This window comes from Nonomuraea sp. NPDC049421, assembly GCF_040677005.1.
Classification (GTDB): Bacteria; Actinomycetota; Actinomycetes; order Streptosporangiales; family Streptosporangiaceae; genus Nonomuraea; species Nonomuraea salmonea.
Genome location: NZ_JBFAQA010000009.1, coordinates 119,559 through 131,738, shown reverse-complemented (window position 1 = coordinate 131,738; position 12,180 = coordinate 119,559). Strand labels below are relative to the sequence as shown.

At 70.1% G+C, this 12,180-nt stretch carries 10 protein-coding genes; 6 read left to right on the top strand and 4 right to left on the bottom strand.

Going from position 1 to position 12,180, the window contains the following annotated elements:
• Positions 1-38: 38 nt before the first annotated feature.
• On the bottom strand, positions 39-758 hold the full coding sequence (locus tag AB0K18_RS17670; protein ID WP_364915078.1) for a PIG-L deacetylase family protein: 720 nt from the start codon (positions 756-758) through the stop codon (positions 39-41).
• A 125-nt stretch (positions 759-883) separates the two neighbouring features.
• On the opposite strand from AB0K18_RS17670, the gene pcrA reads away from it, so the two are divergent.
• A complete protein-coding gene (pcrA, locus tag AB0K18_RS17665; protein ID WP_364915384.1) occupies positions 884-3,112 on the top strand; it encodes a DNA helicase PcrA in 2,229 nt (742 codons plus the stop codon).
• 67 nt (positions 3,113-3,179) lie between these two features.
• Here pcrA and AB0K18_RS17660 read toward each other — a convergent pair whose 3' ends face one another.
• The 3 genes from AB0K18_RS17660 to AB0K18_RS17650 all read right to left on the bottom strand — a co-directional run bounded on the left by AB0K18_RS17660 (position 3,180) and on the right by AB0K18_RS17650 (position 6,152).
• Positions 3,180-4,163 carry a L,D-transpeptidase gene (locus AB0K18_RS17660; protein ID WP_364915076.1) on the bottom strand — a complete coding sequence of 328 codons (984 nt, stop codon included), beginning with the start codon at positions 4,161-4,163 and terminating at the stop codon, positions 3,180-3,182.
• 151 nt (positions 4,164-4,314) lie between these two features.
• Complete coding sequence (locus AB0K18_RS17655; protein ID WP_237106330.1) at positions 4,315-4,947, bottom strand: response regulator transcription factor; 633 nt, start codon at positions 4,945-4,947, stop codon at positions 4,315-4,317.
• Positions 4,944-6,152, bottom strand: a complete 1,209-nt coding sequence (locus AB0K18_RS17650; protein WP_364915074.1) for a PspC domain-containing protein — start codon at positions 6,150-6,152, stop codon at positions 4,944-4,946. Before AB0K18_RS17650 ends, AB0K18_RS17655 begins: the two co-directional genes overlap by 4 nt.
• Before the next feature lie 104 nt (positions 6,153-6,256).
• Here AB0K18_RS17650 and AB0K18_RS17645 point away from each other — a divergent pair, with 104 nt between their 5' ends.
• The 5 genes from AB0K18_RS17645 to AB0K18_RS17625 all read left to right on the top strand — a co-directional run bounded on the left by AB0K18_RS17645 (position 6,257) and on the right by AB0K18_RS17625 (position 12,158).
• Positions 6,257-8,203, top strand: coding sequence for a PspC domain-containing protein (locus AB0K18_RS17645; protein WP_364915072.1), 1,947 nt, complete (start codon positions 6,257-6,259; stop codon positions 8,201-8,203).
• On the top strand, positions 8,193-8,399 hold the full coding sequence (locus AB0K18_RS17640) for a hypothetical protein (RefSeq protein ID WP_364915070.1): 207 nt from the start codon (positions 8,193-8,195) through the stop codon (positions 8,397-8,399). Before AB0K18_RS17645 ends, AB0K18_RS17640 begins: the two co-directional genes overlap by 11 nt.
• Before the next feature lie 71 nt (positions 8,400-8,470).
• Positions 8,471-8,962, top strand: coding sequence for a (2Fe-2S)-binding protein (locus AB0K18_RS17635; RefSeq protein ID WP_364915068.1), 492 nt, complete (start codon positions 8,471-8,473; stop codon positions 8,960-8,962).
• Positions 8,959-11,307: a xanthine dehydrogenase family protein molybdopterin-binding subunit gene (locus tag AB0K18_RS17630; protein WP_364915066.1), complete on the top strand. Its 2,349-nt coding sequence runs from the start codon at positions 8,959-8,961 to the stop codon at positions 11,305-11,307. Before AB0K18_RS17635 ends, AB0K18_RS17630 begins: the two co-directional genes overlap by 4 nt.
• Positions 11,304-12,158 carry a xanthine dehydrogenase family protein subunit M gene (locus AB0K18_RS17625; protein ID WP_364915064.1) on the top strand — a complete coding sequence of 285 codons (855 nt, stop codon included), beginning with the start codon at positions 11,304-11,306 and terminating at the stop codon, positions 12,156-12,158. Before AB0K18_RS17630 ends, AB0K18_RS17625 begins: the two co-directional genes overlap by 4 nt.
• The last annotated feature ends 22 nt before the right edge of the window (positions 12,159-12,180 follow it).

Here is a 12,180-nt window from a genome sequence, read left to right as displayed (position 1 = left end):
GGCGATGGGGACCACCTGGAAGCCTTCGGGAGCGGGGGTCAGGCGGTGGGGACGACCTGGAAGCCTTCGGCGTAGTGGCCCTCGCCGAAGCCGGCCTGCTCTGCCCACGCGCCGAAGCGGCTCTTGACGAAGTCGGCGAAGCCCTCCACGTGGGCGACCTGGCTGACGTGCGACTGCAGCGCGGCGAGCTTGCGGTCCATCGAGGCGGTGATGTCCACCCAGTGGTTGGGGGTGGGGCCGCCGTTGAGCCACACCTCGCGGACGGTCCACGCCTCCAGGCCCTCGTCCTTGAGCAGCTCGGGGAACGCGTAGGGGTTGCGGGCGTCGGGGTAGACGGCGTCGAGGGCGGCGCCGCCCACCGCGCGGTGGTCGGGATGGCTGGGGGCGATGAACTGGTAGTTGCGGTCGGGGTGGTGGGTGATGACGAGGTCGGGTTTGACCTGGCGGATCACCCGGGCGATGTCGCGCCGCAGCTCAAGCGTGGGGGTCACCTGGCCGTCGGAGTAGCCGAGGAAGCGTACGTCGGTGACGCCCACGGCCTTGGCGGCGGCGAGCTGCTCGGTGCGGCGGAGCTCGGCCATGCCGGAGTTGTCGAGCGTGCGCTCGTTGCCGCCCGCGTCGCCGTCGGTGACCAGCAGGTAGGTGACCTCCACCCCCCGGTCGGCGAACAGCGCGATGGTCCCGGCGGAGCCGAAGTCGGCGTCGTCGGGGTGGGCGCTCACCACGAGCACGCGGTTGATCTCGCTCTCAGGCAGCATGATCCCTCTTTCCTGACCTTCTGTGGGGGTCAACCGGCACCCTCTCGTCGGCATTCCGGGCGCCTTTTGTCGGTGGAGCGTCTTACCCTGGGTGGGTGCCGACCCAAGTCTCTGTTGACCACCCCTTGCTCGATGGCCTCAATCCGCAGCAGCGCGAGGCCGTGATCCATCATGGCAGTCCCCTGCTCATCGTGGCCGGGGCGGGCTCGGGGAAGACACGGGTGCTCACGCACCGCATCGCCTACCTGCTGGCCGAGCGCGACGTGCATCCCGGCGAGATCCTCGCCATCACCTTCACCAACAAGGCCGCCAAGGAGATGAAGGAGCGCATCGACAAGCTGGTCGGGCCGCGCTCGCGGGCGATGTGGGTGATGACGTTCCACAGCGCCTGCATGCGGATCCTGCGGCGTGAGGCCAAGCGGCTGGGGTTCCCGTCCAGTTTCTCCATCTACGACCAGGCCGACTCTCAGCGGCTGATGGCCATGGTGTGCAGGGAGATGGACCTCGACCCCAAGCGCTATCCGCCGCGCTCGTTCTCCGCGCAGGTGAGCAACTTCAAGAACGAGCTGGTCGACTACGAGACCGCGATCGACCGGGCGGGCTCGCACCTGGAGAAGACGCTCGCGCAGGCGTACAAGGCCTATCAGCTCAAGCTGACCGAGGCCGGCGCGATGGACTTCGACGACATCATCATGAACACGGTGACGTTGTTCCAGCTCTTCCCCGACGTCGCCGAGCACTACCGGATGCGGTTCAGGCACGTGCTGGTCGACGAATACCAGGACACCAACCACGCCCAATACATCCTGATCAGGGAGCTGGTGGGGCATCCCGAGCTGCGCACCGACGACGGCGAGCTGGTGCGCTCGGGGTCCGACATGTCGGAGCTGTGCGTGGTGGGCGACGCCGACCAGTCGATCTACGCCTTCCGCGGCGCGACGATCCGCAACATCCTCGAGTTCGAGCGCGACTATCCCGACGCCCGCACGATCCTGCTGGAGCAGAACTACCGCTCGACCCAGAACATTCTGGCCGCCGCCAACGCGGTCATCTCCCGCAACGAGTCGCGCAAGCCGAAGAACCTCTGGTCCGACCAGGGCGACGGCCCGCAGATCGTGGGCTACGTCGCCGACAACGAGCACGACGAGGCCATGTTCGTGGCTCAGGAGGTCGATCGGCTCAGCGACGAGGAGGGGGTCAAGCCGGGTGAGGTGGCGGTGTTCTACCGCACCAACGCGGCCTCCCGGGTGTTCGAGGAGATCTTCATCCGCACCGGGCTGCCCTACAAGGTGGTCGGGGGCGTGCGCTTCTACGAGCGCAAGGAGGTCAAGGACCTGCTGGCCTACCTGCGGGTGCTGGCCAACCCCAACGACGTGGTGTCGCTGCGGCGCATTCTCAACGTGCCCAAGCGCGGCATCGGCGAGCGGGCCGAGGCGATGATCGAGGCGCTGTCGTCGCGCGAGCGCATCTCGTTCTGGGACGCGCTGCGCCGCGCCGACGAGGCCCACGGCATGGCGACGCGCTCGCTCAACGCCGTACGCGAGTTCGTCGCGATGATCGAGGAGCTGATCGGCAAGGCCGAGGGGGTGCCGCCGTCGGCGCTGGCCGAGGAGGTGCTGGTCGCCACCGGCTACCGCGCCGAGCTTGAGGCGTCGGAGGACCCCCAGGACGAGTCCCGCCTGGAGAACCTCAACGAGCTGATCTCGGTGGCCTCGGAGTTCGAGGAGGCCAACCCGGAGGGCACGCTGGTCGAGTTCCTTGAGCAGGTGTCGCTGGTGGCCGACGCCGACCAGATCCCCGACTCCGACGGCGGGCAGGGCGTGGTGACGCTGATGACCCTGCACACCGCCAAGGGGCTGGAGTTCCCCGTCGTGTTCCTGACCGCGATGGAGGACGGCGTGTTCCCCCACGTGCGGTCGCTGGGCGAGCCGAAGGAGCTGGAGGAGGAGCGGCGGCTGGCCTACGTCGGCATCACCAGGGCCCAGCAGCGGCTCTACCTCACCAGGGCGGCCGTGCGCAGCTCGTGGGGCGCGCCGTCGTTCAACCCCGCGTCCCGGTTCGTGAACGAGGTGCCGGGCAAGCTCATCGACTGGCGTACCGACCCGGAGAAGTCGGCCTGGAGCGCGGCCACGCGGCGCGAGCCCGCCGCGCGTCCCGCCCCGGCCAAGGGCGGCGGTGGCGGGCGGACGATGCCGTCGCTGGCGCCCGGTGACCGGGTCTCGCACGACAGCTTCGGGCTCGGCACCGTCGTGTCCGTGGACGGGGTCGCGGAGAAGACCAAGGTGAAGATCGACTTCGGCACTGGCGGGGAGAAGACGCTGTTGCTGTCGTACGCGCCGCTGGAGAAGCTCTAGACGGCGCAGGGCCGCTCCCCTGGCGTGGGGCGCGGCCCTGCGGTGTCGTCGAAGCGGGTCGAGTCCGTCAGCTCTTCAGGGCGCTGCCCTTCTTCCACTGGGTCCAGTTGAGCTGCCAGTAGCTCCAGCCGTTGTTCCACTGGAGCTTGCGCTTGGTGCCGGTGATCTTCACGACGTCGCCGCGCTGGGCGATCGTGTAGAACCACTTGGCGCCCGCCGGGGTGGCCCGCACGCAGCCGTGGCTCTGGTTGGAGCGGCCGAGGAAGTGGTAGTAGCCGGCGCTCTGGTGGACGTACTCACCGCTGTCGGAGATCCGCACCGCCCACGGGATCTCCTCCTTGTAGTAGCGCGGGTCCTTGGGGTCCGTGACGCCCATCCAGGACGACGTCATGGTCTCCACGGCCTTCTTGCCCATGGTGAGGTGGGTTCCGCTGGTGGTGAGGTAGACGTCCACGCCGTTGCGGACGAGGCCGCCCTTGCCCGCGCTGATCGGGATCTTCTTGGCGAGCTTGCCGTTGCGGTACACCTTCATGACGTGCTTGCGGGTGTTCACGACGGAGATGTGCTTCGCGCCGACCGCGAACCTGCGCGAGACGTTCTTGGCGCCGGTGTTGCCGGGCAGCTCCGACAGCCGCGCGGTGAACAGCACCTTCTGGTACGGCTGCCAGTACGTCTTCGTCCGGTAGATCACCTTGCGCTTCGACACCCAGCGCCAGGCCCCGTCCACCGGCTTCTCGGGCTTCACCTCGAGCAGCGCCTCGACTTCGGCCTTGTTCTTCACATCACGGTCGAAGGTGACGATGATCGGGAATCCGACGCCGACCTTCTCGGTCTTCTCCCCCATCGGGGTGATGTCGGCGATGCCCAGCGTGACCTTCTTGCGAGCCGTACCGGTGGTGGTGGGGCTCGGCGTCGGGGTCGGGGCGGTCGTGACGGCCGCCTGGGCGACGACGACGGGGGTCTGGGCTCGGGGTACGGGGGCGCTCTGTGCCGCGCAGGCCGACGCGGCGGCGAGCGCGACCAGTGCCGGAAGCATCCGGGTGACGCGCATCAAAGGGGTTACTCCTGGACTAAGTGCTTTCGACTACCTCCTTGTGTGACAACCGGGACGGTCGATTCGTGTGCGAAATGGTGATTACTATCCTGTAACGATCCAAATTTGAACAAACCGCTGGTCAGAAGCGGCGTTCACAAGGAAGGGCTCAGACGAGCCTGCGGGCGGTCGCCCAGCGCGACAGCTCGTGCCGGTTCGACAGCTGGAGCTTGCGCAACACCGACGACACGTGCGTCTCGACGGTCTTGACCGAGATGAACAGCTCCTTCGCGATCTCCTTGTACGCGTAACCGCGCGCGATCAGCCGCAGCACCTCGCGCTCGCGCTGGGTGAGCGAGTCGAGCTCGGGGTCGATGGACGGCGCCTCGGAGGAGGCGAACGCGTCCAGCACGAACCCGGCGAGCCGCGGCGAGAACACCGCGTCGCCCTCGGCCACCCGGTTGATGGCGTCGGTCAGCTCCTTGCCGCTGATGTTCTTGGTGACGTAGCCGCGGGCCCCGCCCCTGATCACCCCGATGACGTCCTCGGCCGCGTCGGACACCGACAGCGCCAGGAACCGCACCTGCGACCCCGAGCCCAGCACCCGCCGCAGCACCTCCTGGCCGCCGCCGCCCGGCATGTGAACGTCGAGCAGGACCACGTCGGGCTGATGCGCGGCGATCGCCTTGACCGCCGTCTCGACGTCCTCGGCCTCCCCGACGACCTCGATCGAGTCGCCCAGCTCGGCGCGCACGCCCGACCGGAACAACCGATGGTCATCGACGATCAGTACGCGCGTCATGCCTTCTCCACCTTCATCGTCAACATCACTTCCGTGCCCTCACCCGGCGCGGTGCGTACGCGGGCCGTGCCGCCGTGCCGCTCCATTCTGCCGATGATGGACTCCCTGATGCCCATCCGGTCGAGCGGGATCGCGTCGAGGTCGAACCCCTTGCCCCGATCCTTCACGAAAATCGTGACTTCTTCACCCTCGACCTCCGCGTACACCGAAATGGACGGACTCTCAGAGTATTTCGCCGCGTTGACCATCGCCTGGCGGGACGCCTTGAGCATGGCCGCGAGCTTGCCCGCCGCGTCGAGGTCGATGTCGCTCACGCACACCACCTCGATGGGCACGCCGTGCGCGTCCTCCTCCTCGGCGGCGATCCTGCGCACGGCCGCCGCCACCGTCGCGTCGGCGTCCTGCGCCGGCTGGTAGAGCCAGTTGCGCAGCTCGCGCTCCTGCGAGCGGGCCAGCCGCGACACCTCGCGCGGGTCGTGCGCCACCCGCTGAATGAGCGTCAGCGTGTGCAGCACCGAGTCGTGCACCATGGCCGCCACCTCGGCGCGCTCCTCCTGCCTGATGCGCTCGCGGCGCTCCAGCTGGAGCTCCTTCCACAGGCCCGCCAGCCAGGGGGCGGCGATCACCGCCAGGCCGCCCACGACCACGATCGTGAACATCAGGCCCGGCCTGGCCTGAGCCAGCTCGCCCTGCGAGTACAGGAAGCCGACCGCGCCGATCACCACCAGCGCGATGCCGAGCAGCGTACGGACGCGGTTCTTCCTGATGCTCAGCGCCGCGCCGCTCATCCAGCTCCGGCGCCGCTCCGGGTCGGCCTGCTGCCACAGGATCAGCGCGCCGATCCCGCCCACCGCGAACGGCAGCAGGCCGATGCCGCCCTGCGAGGCCCCCGTCAGCAAACCGAACGCCAGCACCGCCACCCCGATCGCGGTGAACGCGGCCAGCTGGCTCCAGTCGCGCGGCGGCACCTGCCCCTCGTACGGCTTGCGCGGCGTCACCATCCACAGCACCGCGTACGCCGGCGCGCCCGCCCAGCCCACGGCGGTGAGCAGCACGAACATCAGCCTGATCACGACCGGGTCGAGCTTCAGCTGGGTCGCCAGCCCCTGGGCGACACCACCGAGCAGGCGTCCCTCCATAGGGCGCAGCATCCGGCGAAAGGGCTTGTCGCCGCTCTGCTCGGCGAGTGTCTTCTGGTCAGCCATAACATGGCCATGGTCACACGTCCCGGGCCAAATGGGCATCAGGGAACAACCCCCGGGTCCTGTCAGGGGTCTCCCGGATGCGGGCGTAGCGTGCGTGGGACACGATGGTACGCATGACAGAAGCACCGCCAAGGCAACCGGCTGCTCCCCCCTCCCAGCTGCGACGCAGCGGCGAGGGACGCTTCCTCATGGGAGTGTGCGCGGGGCTCGGGCGGCACACCGGCATCGACCCGGTGGTGTTCCGCGTCGCCTTCGCGGTGCTGCTGCTCGGGTCCGGCATCGGGCTTTTCCTCTATCTCGCGGCGTTCCTGCTGATGAAGGAGCCGAACGGGCGGCCCGGCATCATCGAGCAGTGGACGCGGCGCGACTTCGACGCCGAGACCGTGCTGGTGCTGCTGACGGCGGTGCTGGCGTTCGGCCTGGCGATCAACGTGGCCACCGTGTGGCTCGACACCGGCTCGCTCGTGGTCGGCGTGTTCCTGGCGGTGTCCCTGCTGGCGGCCCACACGAACGGGGTCGATCTGGTGGGTCTGGCCCGCTCGATGCCCGAACGCCTGAGCCGCCGCCGCTCACCCGATGCGGCGGCCTTCGACCCGGCCCCGTCCGACACCACCACTTCGGTCCCTGCCTCGCCTTCGGACACCGTCCCTAGCCCGGAGCGCACCGACGCCCCCGTCGACGCAGGGACGACCGACCGTACCGAAGCGCCGGCGAAGGCGCCGCAGGAGCGCGCGGCGGCTCTGCGTCAGGAGGGGGTGCCCGTCGAGGAGGCGGTCGCGGAGGCCGACGACGAGGCGACCCGGCGGGTCGGCGACACGCCGGCCTGGAACGTCGAGGGGTTGCGTCAGGCGGCGGAAGACGTGCGTGACGCCGCCTACCAAGCCAGGCGCCATCGCCAGGGGCAGTCGGGCGCATCTCTTCCGCCCTCAAGCGAACCACCCACCACCCAGCACCCGGCCCCGCACGCAAGCGCGCCGGGCGCGACCGCCGGCGCTCCGGGGACGAGCGCGGGGGTCCCCGACGCGGAAACGTCCGATGCAGGGATGGCCGGCGCGGGCACGTCCGGTGCGGGCACGTCCGGTGCGGGCACGTCCGGTGCGGGCACGTCCGACGCAGCCATGTCCGGCGCAGGGGCGGCCGGTGCGGGAGCTGCGGGGGTCAGGGATTGGGAGGAGCGGCTGCGGTGGCGGGAGCAGTTCGAAGGGCCCGTTTCGCCGGAGGCGGCGACGGCCGAGCATCCGGTGCCGAAGCGGCCCCGCGACTACCGTCCTGACCCGCCGACCGCGATCGACCACAGCCAAGGGGCGCCGTTCGCGCCGCACGGCCCGTACCGGCCGCTGGATCCGGCCAGGCGGGCCGGCTACTCACCGTACGACCCGGCGTTCTACGGCCGCCCCCCGATGCCGGTGCATCCGCGGCGGCCGCAGCGCCGGCCGCAGCCGAAGTCGTACATCGGCGCGATCACTGTCCTGCTGGCCATCATCATTGGAGGGATCGTCGTGGCCGTCCAAGCCAGGTCGGCCGCCGGAGTGAGCCCCACCATCGTCGGCGGCGCCATGCTCATCACGTTCGGCGCGGGCCTGCTCGTGGCCGCCTGGTGGGGCCGGGGCGCCGGCCTGGTCGCGGGGGGCACGACGGTCGCGCTGCTCATAGGGATGGGATTGATGCTGGGCGGCGTGCCGAAGAGCATCGGCCCGTCCGAGTGGGCGCCGACGAGCGTGGCGGAGGCGGCCAGACTGTACGACGTGGGGCTCGGTGACGGCCGGCTGGACCTGTCGGAGCTGGCGCTGCCACCGGGGACGAAGGTGACGTTCAACGCGGCGGTGCAGGCGGGCGAGCTGGAGGTGATCGTGCCACCGACGGTCAGGGTCGAGGTGCACGCGACGAACAAGGTGGGCGACATCATGATCGGCCAGTCCCTGCGCGGCGGCGTGGACCTGCGGATCAACCGCGTGCTGGAGCCCGAGGTCAAGCCGGAGGGCAAGCTGTCGACGATCGTGCTCAACCTCAAGGGCGGCCTGGGCGACATGACGGTGCGTCATGCGGCGTGATCTGGAGGAGCGGCCGCGCCGGCTGCACAGGACCGACTGGATGGCGCTGCTGAGCGGTGTCCTGTTCATCGTTTTGGGAATCTTGACGGTGACCCGCGCGATCACGGATCCGCTGGTCCTGATGGGCGTGCTGGTGCTGGGGCTGGCCTTCGCGGGACTGGTGGCGATCATCGCCAGGGTGTTCCGCGGTAAGTAACCCTTGACCGGGAAAAACACCGGCGTAGGTTCGGAGTGTCCGCTTTTCCCCCTGCTCCTGAGGGAGGACGTATGCCCCGAATCACCGTCACTGTCGACGGGGTCAAGTACGAGGAGGACGTCGAGCCGCGGCTTCTCCTCGTTCACCTGCTACGAGAGCGGCTGGGCAAGACCGGCACCCCCATAGGGTGCGACACGAGCAACTGCGGCGCGTGCACGGTCATGCTCGACGGCAAGAGCGTCAAGAGCTGTTCGGTGCTGGCCGTGCAGGCCGACGGCTGCGACGTCGTCACGATCGAGGGTCTCGGCACGAACGGCGCGAACGGCTCGATGCATCCGATGCAGCGGGCCTTCCACGAAGAGCACGCCCTGCAGTGCGGCTACTGCACGCCCGGCATGGTCATGGCCGCGATCGACCTGCTCAGGGACGACCCTGAGCCGTCGGAGGAGACGATCAGGCAGGGGCTGGAGGGCAACCTCTGCCGCTGCACCGGATACTGCAACATCGTGCGGGCCGTCCGCAGGGGCGCCCAGGAGATGGGGCAGGCGGTGAGCACGTCATGACCGTCCAGGAGGTCGGCCGGCCGCGCAGGCGGAAAGAGGACGCCAGGCTGCTGACGGGGCGCACGCAGTGGACGGACAACCTCTCCAGGCCCGGGATGCTGCACGTGATGTTCCTGCGCAGCCCGATGGCGCACGCGCGCATCACGCGGGTCGACGTCTCAGGGGCACGCGACCTGCCGGGGGTGGTGGCGGCCTTCAGCGGCCAGGATCTGGCGGCGGAGCAGGGCAGCCTGCCGTGCGCGTGGCCGGTGACCGAGGACGTCGTCATCCCCGACCATCCGCCGATGGCGGTGACGGAGGTCAGGTACGTCGGCGAGGCGGTGGCCTGCGTGATCGCGACCGACCGGTACCGGGCGGCGGACGCGCTGGACGCGATCGAGGTCGACTACGAGCCGCTGCCCGCGGTGCTCGACATGAACGAGGCGCTGGCGCCGGACAGCCCGAAGGTGCACGAGGCGGGCAACAAGGCGTACAGCATGCAGATCACCTCTGGTGACATCGAGGCGGCGTTCAGGGACGCGCCGGTCGTGGTCGAGCGCACGTTCACCCAGCAGCGGCTCATCCCGAGCGCGATGGAGCCGCGGGCGGTGCTGGCCGACACCGACGGCGAGTCGTACACGCTCTGGACGTCCTCGCAGATCCCGCACGTGCTGCGGGTCATGCTGGCGGTGACGACCGGCATCCCCGAGCACAAGATCCGGGTCGTCGCGCCCGACGTGGGCGGCGGGTTCGGCTCGAAGCTGCAGGTCACCGCGGAAGAGGTGCTCTGCCTGCTGCTGGCGCGGCGGATCGGCAGGCCGGTCAAGTGGACGGAGTCGCGTTCCGAGGGCAACCTGACCGTGCACCACGGCCGCGACCAGATCCAGCACCTCCGACTCGCGGCCGACGCCGACGGGCGCATCCGCGGCCTGCGGGTGGAGCTGATCGCCGACATGGGCGCGTACCTGCTGCTGCTGACGCCGGGCATCCCGCTGCTCGGCGCGTCGATGTTCAACGCGATCTACAAGATGGACGCGTACGAGTTCGGCTGCACGGGCGTGTTCACCACGAAGATGCCCACGGACGCCTACCGGGGAGCGGGCCGGCCCGAGGCCACGTTCGGCATCGAGCGGATGATGGACGAGCTGGCCGCCGAGCTGAACATGGACCCGCTGGAGGTACGCAGGCGCAACTGGATCAGGCATGAGGAGTTCCCGTACACCACGATCTCGGGGCTGACGTACGACTCGGGCAACTACGAGGCGGCGACCGAGCGGGCGCTGTCGTTGTTCGGCTACGACAAGCTGCGCGCCGAACAGGCCGACCGGCGTGACAGGGGCGACCCGGTGCAGCTCGGGATCGGGGTGAGCACGTACACGGAGATGTGCGGGCTGGCGCCGTCGCGGCTGCTCGGCGAGGGCCGCTTCGGGGCGGGCGGCTGGGAGCACGGCGAGGTGCGCATGCTGCCCACGGGCAAGGTCGAGGTCGTCACCGGCAGCTCGCCGCACGGGCAGGGCCACGTGACGTCGTGGAGCCAGATCGTGGCCGACGCGCTGGGCGTGCCGTTCGAGGACATCTCGGTGCTGCACGGCGACACGGCGATCGCGCACAAGGGCATGGACACCTACGGCTCGCGCTCGCTGGTCGTCGGCGGGATCGCGGTGCTGAAGGCGTGCGAGAAGGTCAAGGACAAGGCGCGCGTGCTGGCGGCGCACCTGCTGGAGTGCTCGCCCGACGACCTGGAGTTCGAGGCGGGGACGTTCAAGGTGCGCGGCACCGACTCGGGCAGGACGATCCAGGAGCTGGCCTTCGCCGCGTTCACCGCGCACAACCTGCCCGACGGGGTGGAGGCGCGGCTGGACTCCGTGGCCACGTTCGACCCGGAGACCTACTCCTTCCCGCACGGCACCCACCTGTGCGCGGTGGAGGTGGACACCGAGACGGGCCGGACGAAGATCCGCTCGTACGTGGCGGTGGACGACATCGGCAAGGTGATCAACCCGCTGATCGTGGAGGGCCAGCTGCACGGCGGCATCGCGCAGGGCATCGCGCAGGCGCTGTTCGAGGAGGCCGTGTACGACGCCGAGGGCAACCTGCTGACCACGACCATGGCCGACTACCTGCTGCCGTCGGCGGCCGACCTGCCGGACGTCACGTTCGACAGGACGGAGTCGCCGGCGACCAGCAATCCGCTGGGCGCGAAGGGCGTGGGCGAGGCGGGCACGATCGCCTCGACCCCGGCCGTGGTGAACGCGGTCGTGGACGCGCTGCGGCCGTACGGGATCGACGACGTGCGCATGCCGTGCACGCCTGAGCGGGTCTGGAGGGCCCTCCAGGAGCGGGCGCAGGAAGGAGAGCGGCCATGATCCCCGCGCAGTTCGAGTACGTGCGTCCCGGCTCGGTCGCCGAGGCGTGCGAGGTGCTGGCCGGCGACGAGGACGCCAAGGTCCTCGCGGGCGGGCAGTCGCTGCTGCCTTTGCTGCGGCTGCGGCTGGCGTACCCGTCGGCGCTGGTGGACGTGGGCCGGCTGGAGGAGCTCAAGGGCGTGCACGACCGGGGCGACCACGTCTTCATCGGCGCGCTGACCACGCACGACGAGGTCATGCGCTCCCCGGTGGTGACGGCGGGCTGCCCGCTGGTGGCGCTGGCGACGGCGCACGTGGCGGATCCGGCGATCAGGCACCGGGGCACGTTCGGCGGCTCGCTGGCGCACGCGGACCCGGCGGGTGACCTGCCGGCCGTGGTGCTGGCGCTGGACGGCGTGTTCGTGGCGGTCTCGGCGCAGGGCGAGCGGGAGATCCCGGCGTCGGAGTTCTTCGTGGACTACTGGGAGCCGGCGCTGGCGCAGGGCGAGATCCTGGCCGGCGTGAAGATCCCGAAGCTGGGCGAGGGCTGGGGCTTCCACTACGAGAAGTTCCACCGCACCGCGCAGGCGTGGGCGATCGTCGGCGTGGCGGCCGCGGTCAAGCGCTCGAACGGCTCGATCGCCGAGGCCAGGATCGGCCTGACGAACATGGGCGCGACCCCGCTGCGGGCCGGCGCGACGGAGGCCGCCCTGACCGGCGTGGAGCTGGGCGACCAGGTACGCCAGGCGTGTGACGAGGCGGCGGAGGGCACCTCGCCCCCGGCAGACCTGCACGCCCAGCCGGACTACCGGCGGCATCTGGCCAGGGTGCTGACCTATCGCGCGGTCCGTGCCGCGGCCGGGGCGCCCTGACGACGTGACGGGGGCGTCCCTC